Genomic DNA, 18,824 nt, shown 5'->3' on the forward strand with positions numbered 1-18,824 from the left:
TAAATAAAAAGAATAGTGAAAGGAAGAGTTATATTATATGAAAGTACCATTTTCTACTTTTGACCTCCTTCATAGTGAGATTCGTAGTGAATTAGATGAATCATACAGTAATGTTATAGATTCAGGATGGTTTATTCGTGGTAAGGAATGTGAAGCTTTTGAAGAAGAGTTTGCTGCTTATAATGATGCAAAATATTGCTGTGGAGTAGGTAATGGTATGGATGCGTTAACTTTACTTCTTCGAGCATATGACATAAAAGATGGGGATGAGGTAATAATTCCAGAACATACTTATGTTGCGGATGCCTTATCTGTCACACTAAACGGTGCCACTATTGTACTTGCACCTGTTGGCGATGATTTCTTATTAGATGTAAACAAACTTCATGAATTCGTTACTTCTAAAACGAAAGCGATTGTTGCAGTGCATCTTTATGGTCAATGTTGTGATATGGATGTAATAAGTAAGATTGCTAATAAATTTGATGTTGTGGTGATAGAAGATTGTGCGCAATCTCACGGTGCACAATATAAAGGTAAACGTTGTGGTTCCTTGAGTGATGCTGCAGCATGGAGTTTTTATCCTGGAAAAAACTTAGGTGCTCTCGGTGATGGTGGAGCAATAACAACCAATAATAAGAATATATATGAAAAAATAAAAGCCCTAAGTAATTATGGCTCTCATAAGAAATATGAAAATAAGTTTAAGGGATATAATTCACGCTTAGATGAGTTGCAGAGTGCCCTACTTAGAGTAAAACTAAAGCATTTGGATCGTTGGACTATTGAAAGGCAGAGAATAGCAAAACGTTACTTAGACGAAATAGTACACCCGGATGTAGTTTTACCAACTATAAACAGTAATAATACACATGTATGGCACCTTTTTGTTATTAGATCAAAAAGAAGGAATGAGATTCAAGAGTACCTTTCTTCACAAGGAATTGGAACAACAATTCACTATCCAATACCAATACACTTACAAGAAGCATATAAAGATTTAGGTAACAAAAAGGGAGATTACCCTATTGCAGAGATGCTAGCTGATGAGGTCTTATCTATACCTTTGTTTTATGGTATGACAGATGAACAGATCAGTTATGTTGTTGAAACAATTAACAATTTTTAAGTTAGGAAGAGAAATATGTCACAAAATCGTGCCAAGCTATTTATAGAAAATTTTTTATTGTATGGTGGAATTAATGCACTTAATAAAGTAGTTCCATTACTAATGCTTCCAATAATCACAAGATTATTAACAGATACTGCAGAGTATGGACGATTTGACATGTTCATTACTATAATAAGTTTTGGGTCAAGTTTTGCGATACTTGGAATGTATGATGCCCTATATAGAGAATACTTCGAAAAGGAAAGTAAAGAATATAAAGAACAAGTAACATCAACAGCATTAACGATTGTATTAATTGCATCGGTAATTGTTTTCTTTATATTATTGATATTTAATAAACAATTTTCGCAATTTTTTTTAGGCGATACAAAAAGTAGCCCTATAGTAATTATGGCAGCGATAGGGATATTTATTACTGCAAACCAAAGTATATTCGCTGCACCCACAAGAATGCATAATAAAAGGAAAATATATCTCATTTCAGGTTTGTCTTACTCAGTGATATATTACGTATTAGCAATTGGGTTAATTTTTTGGGGATATGGGTACAAGGGCTTGTTATACGGCAATATATTAGCTACTTTTTTTCTTCTAGTATTTTTTATTATAATTAATAAAAAATATTTTGATATTAGAAAGTATAATTCGGCTGTAGCTAAAAATTTGTTTAAGATCGGTTTGCCGCTATTGCCTACATTTTTAGCTTACTGGGTTTATCGGTCAATGGATAAAATTATGATAACTAATTTACTTGACCTTGGACAAGTTGGTATATACTCTATAGGTGCTAGAGTAGCTTCGGTTAGTCAGTTTATTTATACTGCTTTTGCAGGTGGTTGGCAGTACTTTGCTTTCTCAACAATGAAAGATAAAGACCAGGTTGAATTAACTTCAAAGGTATTTGAATATTTAGGAATAATTTCATTTTTAGCGTTTTTAATAGCTACACTTTTTGATGATATAATATTTGAAATTCTTTTTAGTGGCCCTTATGAAAAAGGTGTAAGTGTGTTCCCCTATTTGTTTTTATCACCGTTATTATTAATGTTATTTCAAACAGCAGGAAATCAATTTTTAGTTATTAAGAAAAGCTATATAATTACCATTAGTTTAATTTTAGGAGTAGCTGTTAATTTGTTACTTAACTATATTCTAATACAGCAGTACGGGATAAAAGGTAGTGCGTTAGCAACATTAGTTGGTTATGCTGTTTCTCTATTAATAGTTGTTATAATAGATATTAAATTAAAGTTGTTAAAGGTTAGTTTGAAATTTATCGTAATGAGTATTTTATTAACTTTAACAATTATCAATTTATTTCTATTCGATACACGATCTACAAACATTTACGTTTTATTAAGTATCTGTTTGATTTCAAGCATCTATATTAAGGACGTAAAATTATTAATGAATGTATTAAAAAAACCAAAAAAAGTTATGGATAAATAATCTTTTTTATTTATAAATGAAAATTTTAAGGAATATGTCATGCAAAATATTCTTCAGGTGAGGATATTAGAAAAATGGCTAATTATCGAATTTAAATCTAGATAAAAAATAATTTTAAGTATTTTATTTTTGTTAAAACCTTTTATAAAAGGGAGACGAGATGCTTTATGGTTTTACAAGTTATATCTCTAAATGAGGTAGAGGAGAAAGATAAAGTTAAAGTTGATAAATTTATAATGGATTCTAATAGTAATGGTGAATTTATAAATACTATAAAATATCTTTCATATCATAACGAATCATGGTTTAATGATGATTCTGTAATAGTGAAGGATGTTAGCTCTGGTGTAATAAAAAGTGTAATGATGGCTGCAATTAAAAAAAATGATGACAATACGATCATTTCTCATCCTGGAACAACATTTTCAGGTCCTATTTTTAATGGGAAAAGAAATTTTGAAGAAATGGAACAAATATTAGAATTAATTCTTTCTTATTATGATAAAAAATATAAATATATGGAATTAAAGATTCAGCCCAATCATTATTCCACTCAACCTTATCAGGAAGTGGAATATCTTTTATTAAAAATAGGATTTAGATTTGGTTTTACTGCATTATCAAATGTAATAGATTTAAAAAAATATAAAGAAGAAAATGATTTTCTTAAATTATATAATCAAAAGAGACGAAATCAAGTGAAAAAATCAATAAAAGAAAGTAACTATACTTTCACTAGACTTAACAATATTGATGAAAATATATGGACTAATATGGAACGGAATATACGTACTAAATTTGAGACTAATACAACCCACACTTATAATCAGATAGTTGACTTGCATGACAAATTTAAAGAGAATATAGTACCATATGCTACTTATAGAAAAGATGGTCAATATGGGGCATTTGCTCTCGCTTTCAAGTTTAAAAATGTTTTCCATACACAATATTTAGATTTAAATTATGAACTTAGACAAGAATATCCTAACCTTTTTTTAATTCATACTCTAGTTAAAGAAGCAATTAGTGAAGGATTTGGCTATTTTAGTTTTGGTGCAAGCACTGAAAATGGCGGACGCGATTTAAACTTGGGTTTATATAATTATAAGTCTGGTTTCGGTGGGGGATCAATATTATTACCGGTATATAAGAGAAAGTTGAGGTGATTATTATTTTTTACATTGACGTAGACGAAAACTTGAAATTAAAGTTACTTCTAAAACAAGATAGTATTAAATTTTTCGAGTTGATTAAAAAAAATGATCAACATTTAGTAACATTTATGCCTAGAATAAAAGAGAATAACAGTGTTGAAGATAGTGAAAAAGTTATTGATTTATTTTTAAATCAACTACTACAAAATAATGGCTTTAGAACTGGTATATTTTATAAAGATATTTTGATAGGTATTATTGGACCAAAGTACATTGACTGGCAAAATAGAAAAACCGAAATAATGTATTGGGTTGATAAAGAATATCTAGGAAGAGGAATTGCAACAAAGTGTACTTTAAAAGTACTTGATATTGTTTTCAATTATTACGGTCTAAATAAAGCAATGTTAAAAATTAGTGTGGAAAATAAGGCTTCTATTAAAATTGCAGAAAAGTGTGGTTTTGTATTAGAAGGTATTAGCAAAGAAGATGAGTTATTAGATGATGGATATACCGATGTTCTAAATTATAGTATTTTTAATAAAAAAGCGTAATTTTTTTTGAAGAATGGTTTGAAGATATCATAGTTTTATTAAAAGGATATAGAAATCGGTTTTAGGGAATCTTCCTAAGTATAAGTGAACAAGTGTTTGATAACTAAAAGGGCCAGTGCCTTGATACTGGCTCTTTTTAAATTTAACACATAATTCAGTGATTAGTTTTAAAGTTTTAGTATGCAAGGGTTATTATAAAATAGTTAATAATCAGTTATATAGGAGGGTTTTTTTGAAAGGTATTATTCTTGCTGGTGGTAGTGGTACACGTCTTTATCCTTTAACCAAAACAATTTCGAAACAGTTATTACCAATTTACGATAAGCCAATGATTTACTATCCTCTTTCTATTCTTATGTTAGCAGGTATTAAAGACATACTTATCATTTCAACTCCACAGGACGTTTCAAGGTTTGAAGAGTTATTAGGGGATGGATCTGATATTGGTATATCTTTATCGTATGAAGTACAACCATCACCTGATGGACTAGCTCAAGCATTTATTATTGGAGAGAATTTTATTGGAAATGACAGTGTTGCCTTAGTTTTAGGTGACAATATTTTTTATGGTCATGGTTTGACAGACCTGTTACTTAAAGCCTCAAATCTTCAAAAAGGTGCAACAGTATTTGGTTATTATGTAAATGATCCTGAACGGTTTGGTGTGGTTGATTTTAACAATGAAGGTAAAGTTGTATCTATTGAAGAAAAGCCAGAAAAGCCAAAATCTAATTATGCTGTTACAGGATTGTATTTCTATGATAATAGGGTAGTAGATATTGCCAAGGGTATCCGACCATCAGCAAGGGGTGAACTTGAGATTACAGATGTAAATAAAGCTTACCTTGAATTAGGAGAACTTAATGTTGAATTACTTGGTAGGGGCTTTGCCTGGCTTGATACAGGTACCCATGAATCGTTGTTAGAGGCTTCTCAATTTATTGAAACAATTGAAAAACGTCAGAGTTTAAAAGTAGCGTGTCTCGAGGAAATTGCTTACAGAATGGGATACATTTCAACAGAACAATTAGTTAAGCTTGCTAAGCCATTGAAGAAGAATGAATATGGAAAATATCTATTAAAAATTGCTGATCAGTCAAAAGCCCTACAGTCAATTTAATAAAAGTGGGTGATGTTTATGAATTTTATTGAGACAAAATTATCAGGTGTAATTATAATTGAACCGAACGTTTTTGAAGATCATCGAGGCTTTTTTATGGAAAGTTATAATAAAAAAAATTTTGAAAACGCAGGTTTAAATTATAATTTTATTCAGGATAATCATTCATTATCTGTACAAACAGGGACACTAAGAGGCTTGCATTATCAATTAGCACCTAAAGCACAGACTAAGTTAATTCGAGTAACACGTGGTGCTGTGTATGATGTTGCGGTGGATATACGAATTGGGTCCCCAACATTCGGTCAATGGGTCGGAGTCATTTTAAATGAGAAGAACAAAAGACAATTGCTTGTTCCAAAAGGGTTTGCTCATGGTTTCTGCACTATTGAGTCTAATACAGAGGTACAATACAAAGTTGATGAATTTTATTTTCCAGAATACGACCGTAGTATTCTGTGGAATGATCCCAAAATTGGAATAGAATGGCCTTTAAATGTAGCGCCTATATTATCTGGGAAAGATGAGAAAGCTCCTTTACTTAAAAATGCAGACAACAACTTTAAATTCGGTGAGAGTATATGAAAATACTAGTAACAGGATATGGTGGACAGCTTGGGTATGATGTTGTTAGAGAAGGCTTAAATCGTGATTTAGAAATAATTGGGGCGAATAGAAGTGATTTAGATATCACAAGTGAAGATAATGTACGTGATTTTGTAAATAAAATAAATCCAGATGCAATTATACATTGTGCAGCTTATACAGCCGTAGATAAAGCAGAGGAAGAAAAAGAATTGTGTTGGGATGTTAATGTACAAGGTACGAGAAATTTAGTAGAGGCCGCAAGATCAAATAATGCTAAGTTTTTGTATATTAGTACGGATTATGTGTTTGATGGGAAAGGGGAAAAGCCATTTTTTGAAACGGATATTCCTAATCCAATTAGTTATTATGGCAGAACTAAATATGAAGGTGAAAAGATAGTACAAGAGTTACTTAAAAATTGGTTTATTGTACGAATTTCTTGGGTGTTTGGCATCAATGGCCAAAACTTTATTAAAACAATGCTACGTCTTTCTGAGAGTAATGATCAATTAAATATCGTCAATGATCAATATGGTTCTCCAACTTACACTTTTCACCTAGCTAGTCTGTTATTAGACATTGTCCATAGTGATAAATATGGTTTGTATCATGCGACAAATGAAGGAATCTGTAGTTGGGCTGAATTTGCTATGGAAATATTTAGACAATCAAGTAAAAGTACAAGAGTAAATCCCATAACAACAGCAGAATATCCTACTCGTGCTGTTCGTCCAGCCAATTCTCGAATGTCAAAACAAAAATTAATTGATAACGGGTTTAAGCCGTTGCCGAAATGGCAAGATGCAATAAAAGATTACTTAACTGAGCTAACACAAGAGGTGGAATAAATTGAAAAAGAATAAAGTTCTTGTTACTGGTGGGGCAGGTTTTATAGGTGGTAATTTTGTTCAATATATGTTAGATAAATATTCCGATTATTATATTTTTAATTTGGATTTACTAACTTATGCAGGAGATATAACAAAACACCATAGTTATAAAGAAAATGAAAATTATCACTTTATTAAAGCTGATATTGCCGACAGAGAAACAATAATGACAATTTTTGAGAAAGAAAAATTTGATTATGTGGTTCACTTTGCTGCCGAGAGTCATGTTGATCGTTCTATATCAGATCCGGGAATTTTTGTTAAAACAAATGTTCTAGGAACTCAGGTTTTATTGGATGCATCAAAAGAGATAGGAGTTTCCAAGTTTGTTCATGTATCAACTGATGAGGTTTATGGTGATTTAGATTTTGATCCAACTACATTTTTTACAGAAAAAACACCTTTACAACCAAATAGTCCTTATAGTGCGAGTAAGGCATCATCTGATTTATTAGTTAGGGCATATCACGAAACATATGGATTACCTGTAAACATTACCCGTTGCTCTAATAATTATGGACCATATCACTTCCCAGAAAAATTAATTCCTTTAACAATTTCTCGTGTCATAAATGACCAAAAGGTGCCAGTATACGGTGATGGGCGAAACATTCGTGATTGGTTACACGTAATTGATCATTGTGCAGCTATTGATTTGGTTATGCATGAAGGTGTAAATGGAGAAGTATACAATGTTGGTGGTCATAATGAACGAACAAATTTAGAGGTTGTTAAGACGGTAATTAAAACGCTAGGTAAATCAGAGGAATTAATTGAGTTCGTTAAGGATCGTTTAGGACATGATAAGCGTTATGCAATTGACCCTACTAAACTAGAAAATTTAGGCTGGAAACCTAAGTATAATTTTGAAACAGGAATTGCCCAAACTATTCAATGGTATCTCGATAACAAAGAATGGTGGGATCAAATTATTAGTGGAGAGTATCAGAATTACTTTGAAAAACAATACAGTATATAAGCTCCACTATGTGAGGAAGGAATGGGGAGATGTATAAAATAGCTGTAGCAGGAACAGGTTATGTTGGTTTAGTAGCAGGTGTATGCTTTGCCGAAGTTGGCCATCAAGTAACCTGTGTTGATATAGATGAAGGTAAAGTGAGGTTATTGAAGTCTGGAGTTTCACCCATTTATGAAGCTGGATTAGAAGAGTTAATGCAGAAGAATTATGCAGCTGGAAGAATTGATTATACTACAGATTATAAGTCAGCCTACAAGGATGCAGATGCAATATTTATTGGTGTTGGTACTCCGGAACAACCTGATGGATCTGCGAATCTATCATATATTGCAACTGTTGCTAGACAAATTGCAGAATCAGTAGAAAAAGATTGTCTAGTTGTTGTAAAATCAACTGTTCCGGTTGGAACAAATGATAAGGTGGAGCAGTTTATACAAGACTTCTTAGTCAATGATGTGAGAGTAGAGGTAGCTTCGAATCCTGAGTTCTTGGCTCAAGGTTCTGCTGTACATGATACACTACACGCGGAAAGAATAATAATTGGTACTGAAAGTAAATGGGCAGAAGAAATGCTTATGAAAATATATGAGCCATTTCATCTGCCCATTGTTTCAGTTAATAGAAGATCAGCTGAAATGATTAAATATGCTTCAAATGATTTCCTTGCCCTTAAAATTTCATATATGAATGACATTGCCAATCTTTGTGAGCTAGTTGGAGCAGATATTCAGGATGTTGCAAAAGGGATGAGTTTTGATGAACGGATTGGTAGCAAGTTTTTAAATGCAGGTATCGGGTTTGGTGGATCATGTTTCCCTAAGGATACGAAAGCACTTGAATATATTGCTAGACAACATGGGTATGAATTAAAAACAGTCAAAGCTGCTATTGATGTAAATAAAGAGCAAAAAACCATGTTATATAAAAAGGCTAGCAAGAGACTTATTACCTTTAATGGTCTTAAGGTAGCAGTACTGGGTTTGACATTTAAGCCTGGTACAGACGATTTAAGAGAAGCAGCTTCACTGGAAAATGTGCCTTTATTATTAGAGCAGGGTGCAGATATATATGCATATGACCCTGTTGGAGCCTTTAATTTTGCTAAAGTGTACCCAGAAGATAAAAGTGGAAAAGGTTCAATTACGTATGCAAACAATGCTGAAGAAGCATTAGAAGGTGCAAATGTTTGCTTTATCTTTACTGAATGGGGAGAAATCAAAGCAGTAACTCCTAAAACATATAAGAAGTTAATGAGAACTCCTTTAGTATTTGATGGTAGAAATATTTACAGTTTAGATGATATGGAGAAAGCCGGAGTGGAATATCACTCTATTGGAAGAAGACCTGCAACTAGACAAGAATCGAAAGAGCCGAAGAGTCTTGAATTACAAACCTCCTGACGTAAGTAAGACTTTTCTTGATACCGTACCAGCAGGATTTATTGTTATTACTTGCCTAGAAGATTATTAGAACAAGGTTGTAGAGTAATATGATGTAATTTTAAATATTCACGTTTGGAGTTACTTGGGCCGTATGAGAGGTTTACCTTTATTAAAGGGGGATATCTTAGAAAAAGGGTATGGTTATGAAAATCTTTATAAGTATAAGGCTTATTTGTTGTAAAACCTAACTACTCAAGCTGGCGTTCACTATTTAATATAAAAATCAAATGTGTATATTCAAAGTAATATAATTGGCGATAAAAACTTTATCAAAAGTAACTTGGAAAAATGACCTCTAAAGCAATTTTACTTATATCTTATGACAATTAGAGGGAAATGAAAGATAAAAGAGGAAATCCACTTACTAATCAGTTCTCCACAATGTACAACATTGGGAACAACCAGGGAAGCTAATGGAATTACGAAACTTTAAAGAAGGGATTAAGTAAATCATTAGGAATAGAAGTACATTTTGACAAATTCTTCGAGTCGATGTTCCTGCACTTATGCTTCGATGGCTGGAAGGTGTAAGGTTTAAGCCGAAAACTTTGACGAGGAAGAGCTACATTAGTTTGCGGATTGGTATGTGGAGTATAATAAAAAGATTTAAATATAACTTCGCATATAAATTCTTTCTATTACTTATAAAAGGAAGGAAAAATATGTTTGTTGTTCTAATAGGTTCAGTTGCAAGGAATGACTTTAACACTGGAAGTGATATTGATATCTGTAGAATAAAATATAAAAAAAATATATCTAGAAAAGATAAATGGCCCAGTGGTCCTATTAACTATATTGACTATGATGATCATGTTTTTAACGAATTATTCAACTCTGGTAGCCTTTTTATTTATCATATATTATATGAGGGGATACTCTTAGCGGGAGATAAAAAGATGTGGGAGAAATATAAATCTTGCTTTAAATTAAAGCAAGATTTCACAGAAGAAATTAAAAATATTGTAGAAAACATAAATATCATTAATAATATTAAAATATTTGGAAACAAGTACTTATCTCTTTATTCAAATTTATATACGTTGGTTAAAAATTTCTCGATATTCCATTTAGCTAATAAAAGAATATATGTCTTTAATAAAGAAAATGCGATGAATTGTATTTTTGAGAAATCATACAACCAATTACTTATAGATGCTTATAATTATTTTGAGAGAGGTATTGTAAATAATAGATGGAATTACGATTGTAGTGAAACTGCAATTGAAATAATAACTTACTATCAAAGTAAAGTAAGGGAGTTATATTTATGATAGATACAAGTATGATTTTAAAACTATATGAATTAAATATAAGAATCAACGAAGGTAAAAAGAATATTTCCAGAAAAGAAATTAAAATAGTTGTGGACTCGCTAATAGAGCAAATTTATCAATATTACTTTGAATCCAAGCCAAATGGTATTTTAAATATCAGACAAAAGATTAATAATGAGTTGGATTCTTTACAAAATGAGGAAGATAAGATTCTTTTAAGATCACTAGGTAGTATTTTAAGAGAATACAATTCCGCCTTTTCAAAGGATTATATTGATCATAGTAGCTCATTTAATACTTTTTTAAACAATGAACTAAAAAATTTATCGTTAGCATTGGTAAAACACAGTTATTTTAGCAATGATGAACATGCAAAATCATTGAAGGGGTTATTAGAATGAATGAGAATGAAAATAGAGTTAACATACTAATAAAGGCATGGGAAACGTACCAAAATTTATCTAAGGGCTTTAGTGAAAATTCTTGGAAGATTAGAACTACGGGGATTGGATTTTGGGCTGCCACAGTAGCATATGGATATAAAAATAATGATAATAATATATATGTATTTTCTATATTGATTATATTAATGTTTTTTATTCTGGAAGCTGGTATGAGGCAATTGCAATATAAATATATAGACAGGTCTATTGAAATAGAGAAAACTATAAATGATTATCTAGTAGGTGATGATTTAATATTACCTAATGAGGGGATCTCTACGAATGTTTCAACTCCAACTACAACAGACTTCTTTCTGTTATTTAGATTAAGACGTTGGAGGTTTTGGTTCCCATATTTAATATTAATTTGTGCTTCGGTTTTATTGTTTTTTATATAAAAGTTGATCTGGATATAATAGACAAAAAGGTGTCAGTAAACTTTTTTCATCTAATTAAAAGAAAATAATTCCATGTTTGATTTGGCAACTGTGATTGCTCATTTAAGTAAATGATTTTAGGAGTGATACCTGCACTAGAGTAATTATCATTAAACAACTTCTATATCCCCCAAAATCCTCATTGTCAATACGAAGTTCTTTGCAATTGTTTTTCTAGGACGTAAGTAGATTCATTTAAAAGTAGTTTCTGGCTGTTTTTGAATGTGATAATGGATTGAGTGGATTTGCTTTTAAAGGTTGAAGGCTTAATAGATTTGATATGGTTGGGAAAAAGTTCTTCTCTGTATACGATTTACAGACTAGCAGCCGGTGTTCATTTAAAATCTCCCTATTTACTTTTTGCCGAATCTATTGAAAAGGTTTACCCCCAGATGGTTAAAGAGGAAGAAGAGTGAGAGACTCCTGCTCCTCCTCCCGATTCATTCCTCATTATTCTCTCCCAAAACTATTGCTCAGATAGGGGATACCCCATTGCGTTTAGGCAATCTGTTCCGTTATATGTGACAAAATCTGAAATAACGGACACTGGTTCCTCGATCACAGGAGAAACGGCAATTCTAAATAATTTTGTGCAAATGGTACAATATGTCTCCTTTAAGCTGTTGATAACCTTGTTTTTCAAAAAACCGCTTTTTGATGTTCATAACAATAGATTTTGCCATTAAACTTTTTATTTGATAAACAATAAGACTTAACTTTGTCTGAAACTGGCTTTTTACAAATTGAACAAGTAGAACGAGGATTAGTCCTTTCTGCTGTTGTATTCGATTTTATTGCGTGTATATGTTCTGCTCTAATCGTTGAATCCGTAATATTTGCATTTGAAAAGGCATTATAAATTGTTGAGATGTCATTTTCATTTAGGAGAGGTTCTTTATGTTGAATTTTTAAGACAGAGACCTTCCGGTGAATAAACTCTGACAACTCTATGTCATATACTATAATTTCATTGGAGACTATTTTTCGGTATTCAATGTCTACTTTAAATGTGCAGCGTTTCGTAAAAGATACCATGGAGATAAATAAATCCTGGTACTTGTTAGCAATAAATGATTTTAGAGCTTGGATATGACTGTAGTTCTGATGAAAAGGATTCATCATTTCAAATTTACCATTGACCGACCATGTTTTTCGATGTTTCCCGCCATAAATAGTTCCTTGATAGTTTTAGTTTCAATGACAAAGATACCAAATGGCGTTAAAACTACATGGTCAATTTGGGAATATCCTGACTGTGTTTTTGGATTTTTCACGAGGAGATCGCTTAAGTAGCGACATTCCTTTGGTAGCTGATCCAGTTGTATATCAATCTTGTATTCTCATAATTCACCTTTTCTGGCAGCAACCTGTTCATTCGTCTTTGTTGGTTTTTGTATGTTTCCTTTAACTTGTTGAGGTTTGATCTCGAGTTTTTTCTTTTTTAAAAAGTTTAGGAATAATAACATCATCTTCTCCTTACTGGTTAGATATGATGATATTATTGTAGCTTATTGTGGAAAATTTAACCACATGAGCAGGTGCGGTTAACATGAAAACCTTCGACTAAGGGAATATCATTGGGAAACCAAAGAATTTGTATCCCCTTTACACCCCCTGTAAAGCTTCCCATTTCCCAATACAAGAGGAACTCCCTTCATGTTACGATGGGAATGATTTTCAGAATCTTACTGGAGGTGGTTTCCCTCGTACTAATATCCCCGTCCGTAGTCCCTACACTTAAAATCTAGTTACCTATCAGTCTTTCACTAGGTTTTACCATTCACTACACTTTAAGGGAGTTGATTTGGTTGAAGAAGTTTTTCGGTGTGCTATTTTCGATCGTTCTTTTGATTTCTTGCTTTTCTATAGGGGCTGCTGCAAAGGTTTCGGCAGATGAAAGTGAAGGAAAAGAATTACGTGTTCTCATTCAACTTAAGAATGCAAATGAAAAAGCGAAACTTCAAGCTATGTACGGAGTTCGTTGGGATTTTAAAGAAAAAGGGTTTACCACCAATGTGAGTGAAGCTGAATTTGAAGCTTTAAAGAAGAATAAAAATGTTGAGGTTTCTTTAGTCAATAAAGTTTATTTAGATACAGTAAGTACAGCAGCTACCCGGACTGCCACACCATCTGATCAGACTCCATGGGGAATGGAAGCGATCTATGGTGATGCTAACCTTCAAGTGACAAGCGGAGGAGATAATATTCGTGTTGCTGTATTAGATACAGGTACCTATACGGACCATGTTGATTTAGTGGAAAATGTCGAACAATGTAAGGATTTTAGTTTGTTCTTTTTTTCAATGAGAAATGGTAGCTGTAATGATATCAATGGGCATGGAACACATGTGGCAGGAACGGTTTTAGCGAATGGCGGGGCTGACGGTCAAGGGATCTATGGTGTGGCTCCTGAAGCAAAACTTTGGTCATATAAAGTACTAGGTGACTTAGGGTTTGGTTTTTCAGATGATATTGCGAATGCCATTAAGCATGCTGCTGATGAAGGAAATCGTTTAGGGGTGAATGTCGTAATCTCCATGTCACTAGGATCAAGCTCGAAAGATAGCCTGATTGCTGATGCCGTAACGTATGCAACAAACCAAGGCGCCTTAGTGGTGGCGGCTGCTGGAAATAGTGGACCAGATCCAGGTACGATTGGATACCCGGGTGGTCTAGCCGATGCGGTGGCAGTAGCTGCACTCGAAAATGTACAGGAGAACGGAAATTACCGTGTCTCGGACTTTTCTTCAAGAGGAATTTCGGGTGGAGCTGGGGACTATGTCATCACGGAAGGAGATGTGGAACTCTCAGCGCCAGGAAGTGCAATTGAATCGACTTGGAACGATGGAGGCTACAATACCATTAGCGGTACCTCCATGGCAACGCCACATATCTCCGGTCTAGCTGCAAAAATCTGGGCTGAATATCCAAGCCTGTCCAACACGCAACTTCGCGCCGAACTTCAAAATCGGGCGAGAGCGAATGACATAAACGGCGGCCAATATGCAGCAACCGGGGACGATATTGCTTCGGGGTTTGGGTTTCCGTTGGTGCAGTAGGGTATGTGAATGGGGGAGGGGGTCTCTTATGCGGGGGCCTTTCTTTTTTATATTTTGATGTAAGAACAGAAGAATCAGAATAAATTCTTTATCACTCATCCCTCCTACCAAGCTCAATCTCTAACAACCTCCGTTCCCTCTCAGTATCAAAATCCTCCTCTGTAAATTTCCGATAATTCTCCTACCTTCTCTTTGAAAAATGGTATTTACTCTTTACTAAATTCAGAAAATCAAGGGGACGGTTCCTGCGTTTTTTGAAACACAGGAACCGTCCCTCTGTTTCACCTGCGTTTGATAGGTCTTTTTTCCCCAATTTGGAAATATCTACAGGTATTTTCAGAAAATTGTTGAAATATTTCATTTTAAGATTAATTGGGAGGAAGGAGTGGTAGATTTTATGAAAGGGTGGAAGGTAAAGTGGGGTGCGGTGTTACTGACGTTCATTATGTTGGTTTCGTTAGGATCGCCCGTGACCGCACAGGGAGAATCTCAGCCAGCAACAACGGAGGAGGAGAAGCTTCGTCAACTGTTGGATGCTTATGTGGCAGAGCTGCAGAACCATCCGCATAGTGAAGGCATGTCCGTTGGGTATGAGGTGTATTCGCTTGAGGATGATCAGGTTCTTGCTTCTTATCAGTCGGACAAAACCTTTGTTCCTGCGTCTACTTTTAAGTCGCTTGTGACTGCCGTAGCCGCAACCAAGTGGCCGGCTGACATGACGATCCCAACAGAAGTCTATACGACGGGGAATGTGAGCAGTGCGGGGGTGCTCAATGGCGATATCATCTTGAAAGGGTATGGAGACCCGACACTGACGGTTGAAAAATTACGGACCTTGGCTGCTGCCCTCGGAGAACAGGGGATCCATAAAGTCAATGGCAGCATCCTTGTCGATGAAAGTTATTTTGATGACCAGCATCTGGGCGAAAACTGGATGTGGGATGATGAAAACTATTATTACAACATGGAATTGAGCGCCTTGTCCGTAAATGAAAACATCATCAGTGTAAATGTACGTCCCGGCAAGGAAGTGGGCGAATCGGCAGTCGTCACCATTCAGCCGGCACCGGACTATTTTACCGTTGTCAACACTGCCAAAACCGTTGAAGGAAACAGAGCATCGTTAACAATCGACAGAACTCTTGGAAAAAATGAGATCGCTATTAGCGGAACCATTGGTAAAAATTATGCTGCCAGCGGGTATACCGCGACGCGAACGGTTCATGACCCGGCTCTATTTGCCGGCACGGTAATGCGCGATTTACTGGTAGAACAAGGCATTACCTTTAACAATAACTCTTCAATTCGGAAAGGCACGTTGGTTGATGGTGCCCGTTTAGCCGGGACCGTGGAGTCGCCGGAGCTGGACGCGATTTTAACAACGCTGATGAAAGATAGTAATAACCTTTACGCAGAAATGCTTACCAAGTTGCTTGGTGCGAAGGAAGCGGGTGAAGGGTCAATTGAAGCGGGCGCTAAAGTAATACGGGATGTTCTCGTCAACGATTTGGGATTAAAGGCAGACTATATCCAAAAAGACGGATCGGGTCTTACCCGTTTGAACCACATCTCCCCACAAGCTTATATTCAGTTGCTGAATGGCATGTATGACAGCCCGGCACGAGATCGTTTTATTTCCTATTTGCCGATTGCCGGGGTAGATGGAACGTTGCGAAACCGGATGAAGGGTACAGCTGCGGAAGGCAACGTGAAGGCAAAAACGGGCAGCATGAGCGGTGTCAACTCGCTTGCCGGCTATGTCACCACGAAAGACGGTCAAACCTTTGTATTTTCGATCATGTGTAATGGCATTTATAAGAGTGCGTTTGCCACAACGTTACAGAACCAAATCGCGATTGCTTTGGCACAATATCCAGAGCTGCCCAACCCGCCAGTGACGACGCCTGAATCAGGCAGCTACCCATTGGCAGCGGAATTTGATCCGATTTTTGATGATGCGGCATTTAAAGGGTTGATTAAAGGGGCAATGATATATTCTACTAAAAACAAGGAAGTGCTGTACGCCAGCCAACCGCAATCGTTACTGACACCTGGTGCGAGTGTAAAACTATTAACTGCTGCCAGTGCGCTGGATCACCTTGGGCAAAACTATCGGTTCAAGACCGAACTGTATACGACCGGGAACATCACGGACGGGGTATTAAATGGTGATGTCATCGTTAAAGGCTACGGTGATCCAACACTTGGTTCCAGCACTAAACAGCAATTTTTAAATGGGCCGACTCTCGAAGGCATGGCGCAAGATCTCAAGAAGCTGGGTATTCACCTTGTAAAAGGCAACATCATCGTCGATCATTCATTCTTTACGAATGATGTCTACCCGCCGGGATGGACATGGGACAATGAAAGCAATCCGGTCCAAGCGCAAATAACCGCGTTAGCCGTGGATCGCGGTACCGTCCGCGTCCATTTTGAACCTGGAAAAATCGGCAAGAACGTGAAGGTAACGGTGGAGCCAAACGTTGAGGGAATCGAAATGATCAATACCGCTGTCACCGGTGAGGCCGAGGCGGAAAATACGCTGAAGATCGAAAGAGTCCGCAGTGAAAATACGATTAAAGTTTCGGGCGTGCTGCCTGCCGGAACGGAGATAAGCTATAAAGACGTCACCCTCGAAGCGCCGCATGTACATGCAGGCTACGTGCTGAAACAGCAGTTACAGGCAGCGGGCGTCAATGTCCACCCGCTCAGCAAAGTGGTGGCTGATGCGAAACCGGCGGATGCCAACTTAGTGAAAACCTATGAATCTGCCGCTCTATCGGAAATCGTCAAGTTCATGAACCACCATAATGACAACTTTACAGCCGAAATGATTACTCGCACGCTCGGCACCCTGAACGGCGGCAAGGGAACTTTTACAGGCGGTATCAATACGGTTCATAGCATGATGAAAAAAGTGATTGCGACGGAATTTGACATGATGGACGGTTCCGGCTGGACCACTTACACACAAATTTCCGCTGAACAATTTGCCAGCTTGTTAGCAGCCCAAACCGAAAAACCAACATTCCAAGTGTTCTATGATTCGCTTCCAGCCATCGACGGGACACGCCTAGTCGGGATTCAAGAACACCGCGAAGACATGCGGAGCATCTCCGGATACATCCAAACCCAAAACGGCGACCTGCTAGCCTACTCACTACTCCTAAACGGCTACAGCCCAACACCAAGCAAACAATTCATCGAAAACTTTGTGGAGAAACTAGCGGTGCAATAAAGCATAGGGACGGTTCTCGTGCTTCATTTCATGAAGCATGAAGAACCGTCCCTTCGTTTCCTGAAAGGTCTTTGTTTGTTATACAGAAAAGTCTTAGCCCGCACAGGCTAAGACTTTTCTTTTTCTGTCCGTTTATTCATTGCCTATTGTGATGTCGGCAATGACAGGATAATGATCGCTTGGGAACTGTCCATTTTTTTGGTAGTTGTTAATTTCAATAGTTTCTGCTGACACATTTCCTTTTGCAAGAATCCAGTCAATTCGTCTGTCTGGTCCGCCGCCTGTTGGATCACGGAAACCGTTGAAAGTTCCAAGCTCTTCATTCACTCTCGTTTCAGCTGATTCCCATAAATCAACAAATGCACCATCGCTTGTTAAGGTTTGGTGTGGAAGGCTGTCCGGGCTGGTATTAAAATCTCCTGTTAAGATAATGGGTAATTCAGGGTCAAAGTCTTTAATTTTTTCTACAATTAATTCTGCACTCTTTTCTCGTGCTTCGGCAGATTGATGATCAAAATGAGTATTTACTGCATAGAATTGTTGATTGCTTTGGTTATCAACAAATTTAGCCCATGTTACCATCCTTGGAATGTTATTTCCCCACGTTTTAGAGCCAATGACCTCTGGCGTATCGGAAAGCCAAAAATGGTCATATTCTAATGGAGTAAAACGAGTTTCATTATAAAAAATCGCTGAATATTCGCCTCTATTTCCACCCTCCCGGCCTAATCCAATCCAAGCGTAGCCGGGTAAAGTTTCTTCTAAATCCTGGAGTTGTCCATATAAAACCTCTTGGGTTCCAATGATATCTGGCTGTTCCATTCGAATCAGCTTTTTGATCGTAGGGACTCTTTCCGCCCATGTATGCGGGGATGGGTCAGAGTTATTTTCGTACCTTAAATTAAAAGTCATCACCTTTAAGTTTGTTTCGGATGCTTGTCCAGACATTTCAGCAGCCAGAACATTTGCAACACCTGAAAATACCATCATCAGTACCACGGCCGCCAATAAAACAGAATTTGATAGTTTTCTCAACATACTTTCCCTCCTAGTTTTTTGATT

Annotated in this window: 16 protein-coding genes and 1 pseudogene; 14 read left to right on the forward strand and 3 right to left on the reverse strand. The window is 35.9% G+C overall.

Features of this window, described 5'->3' with window-relative positions; genetic code table 11:
- Nucleotides 1-37 precede the first annotated feature (37 nt).
- The 12 genes from CRO56_RS01990 (at nt 38) to CRO56_RS02045 (ending at nt 11,426) form a co-directional block, all read left to right on the forward strand.
- A complete protein-coding gene (locus tag CRO56_RS01990; RefSeq protein WP_097156911.1) occupies nt 38-1,129 on the forward strand; it encodes a DegT/DnrJ/EryC1/StrS family aminotransferase in 1,092 nt (363 codons plus the stop codon).
- A 15-nt stretch (nt 1,130-1,144) separates the two neighbouring features.
- Complete coding sequence (locus tag CRO56_RS01995; RefSeq protein WP_097156912.1) at nt 1,145-2,581, forward strand: lipopolysaccharide biosynthesis protein; 1,437 nt, start codon at nt 1,145-1,147, stop codon at nt 2,579-2,581.
- Nucleotides 2,582-2,748: 167 nt separating this feature from the next.
- Nucleotides 2,749-3,750, forward strand: a complete 1,002-nt coding sequence (locus CRO56_RS02000) for a GNAT family N-acetyltransferase (RefSeq protein ID WP_097156913.1) — start codon at nt 2,749-2,751, stop codon at nt 3,748-3,750.
- Nucleotides 3,747-4,292, forward strand: a complete 546-nt coding sequence (locus CRO56_RS02005) for a GNAT family N-acetyltransferase (protein ID WP_097156914.1) — start codon at nt 3,747-3,749, stop codon at nt 4,290-4,292. Before CRO56_RS02000 ends, CRO56_RS02005 begins: the two co-directional genes overlap by 4 nt.
- 232 nt (nt 4,293-4,524) lie before the next feature.
- Nucleotides 4,525-5,412, forward strand: a complete 888-nt coding sequence (gene rfbA, locus CRO56_RS02010; RefSeq protein ID WP_097156915.1) for a glucose-1-phosphate thymidylyltransferase RfbA — start codon at nt 4,525-4,527, stop codon at nt 5,410-5,412.
- Between the two features lie 18 nt (nt 5,413-5,430).
- Nucleotides 5,431-5,997 (forward strand): dTDP-4-dehydrorhamnose 3,5-epimerase, encoded by a 567-nt coding sequence (rfbC, locus tag CRO56_RS02015; RefSeq protein WP_097156916.1) that lies wholly within the window; start codon nt 5,431-5,433, stop codon nt 5,995-5,997.
- A complete protein-coding gene (gene rfbD, locus CRO56_RS02020; RefSeq protein ID WP_097156917.1) occupies nt 5,994-6,848 on the forward strand; it encodes a dTDP-4-dehydrorhamnose reductase in 855 nt (284 codons plus the stop codon). The genes rfbC and rfbD overlap by 4 nt, the downstream gene beginning before the upstream one ends.
- Before the next feature lies 1 nt (nt 6,849).
- Complete coding sequence (gene rfbB / locus CRO56_RS02025) at nt 6,850-7,869, forward strand: dTDP-glucose 4,6-dehydratase (protein WP_097156918.1); 1,020 nt, start codon at nt 6,850-6,852, stop codon at nt 7,867-7,869.
- A 29-nt stretch (nt 7,870-7,898) separates the two neighbouring features.
- Nucleotides 7,899-9,269 carry a UDP-glucose dehydrogenase family protein gene (locus tag CRO56_RS02030; RefSeq protein WP_097156919.1) on the forward strand — a complete coding sequence of 457 codons (1,371 nt, stop codon included), beginning with the start codon at nt 7,899-7,901 and terminating at the stop codon, nt 9,267-9,269.
- 704 nt (nt 9,270-9,973) lie between these two features.
- Nucleotides 9,974-10,582 (forward strand): nucleotidyltransferase domain-containing protein, encoded by a 609-nt coding sequence (locus CRO56_RS02035; protein WP_142305174.1) that lies wholly within the window; start codon nt 9,974-9,976, stop codon nt 10,580-10,582.
- Nucleotides 10,579-10,986, forward strand: a complete 408-nt coding sequence (locus CRO56_RS02040) for a hypothetical protein (protein WP_097156921.1) — start codon at nt 10,579-10,581, stop codon at nt 10,984-10,986. Before CRO56_RS02035 ends, CRO56_RS02040 begins: the two co-directional genes overlap by 4 nt.
- The gene (locus CRO56_RS02045) at nt 10,983-11,426 is read left to right on the forward strand and encodes a hypothetical protein (protein ID WP_097156922.1); all 444 of its coding nucleotides are present in this window, start codon (nt 10,983-10,985) and stop codon (nt 11,424-11,426) included. Before CRO56_RS02040 ends, CRO56_RS02045 begins: the two co-directional genes overlap by 4 nt.
- A 184-nt stretch (nt 11,427-11,610) precedes the next feature.
- Here the strand turns inward: CRO56_RS02045 and CRO56_RS23365 are convergent, their stop codons facing one another.
- Complete coding sequence (locus CRO56_RS23365; protein ID WP_142305185.1) at nt 11,611-11,778, reverse strand: competence protein ComK; 168 nt, start codon at nt 11,776-11,778, stop codon at nt 11,611-11,613.
- A 326-nt stretch (nt 11,779-12,104) separates the two neighbouring features.
- Nucleotides 12,105-12,796, reverse strand: a pseudogene (locus CRO56_RS23160) (nuclease-related domain-containing protein).
- Nucleotides 12,797-13,273: 477 nt separating this feature from the next.
- Between CRO56_RS23160 and CRO56_RS02055 the strand changes: the two are divergent.
- Both CRO56_RS02055 and dacB read left to right on the forward strand, forming a co-directional pair.
- Nucleotides 13,274-14,524 carry a S8 family peptidase gene (locus CRO56_RS02055; protein ID WP_097156923.1) on the forward strand — a complete coding sequence of 417 codons (1,251 nt, stop codon included), beginning with the start codon at nt 13,274-13,276 and terminating at the stop codon, nt 14,522-14,524.
- Between the two features lie 397 nt (nt 14,525-14,921).
- The gene (gene dacB / locus CRO56_RS02060) at nt 14,922-17,762 is read left to right on the forward strand and encodes a D-alanyl-D-alanine carboxypeptidase/D-alanyl-D-alanine endopeptidase (protein ID WP_097156924.1); all 2,841 of its coding nucleotides are present in this window, start codon (nt 14,922-14,924) and stop codon (nt 17,760-17,762) included.
- A 132-nt stretch (nt 17,763-17,894) separates the two neighbouring features.
- Here dacB and CRO56_RS02065 read toward each other — a convergent pair whose 3' ends face one another.
- A complete protein-coding gene (locus CRO56_RS02065; RefSeq protein WP_097156925.1) occupies nt 17,895-18,800 on the reverse strand; it encodes an endonuclease/exonuclease/phosphatase family protein in 906 nt (301 codons plus the stop codon).
- Between the last annotated feature and the right edge of the window lie 24 nt (nt 18,801-18,824).

This window comes from Bacillus oleivorans, assembly GCF_900207585.1.
GTDB lineage: Bacteria > Bacillota > Bacilli > Bacillales > JC228 > Bacillus_BF > Bacillus_BF oleivorans.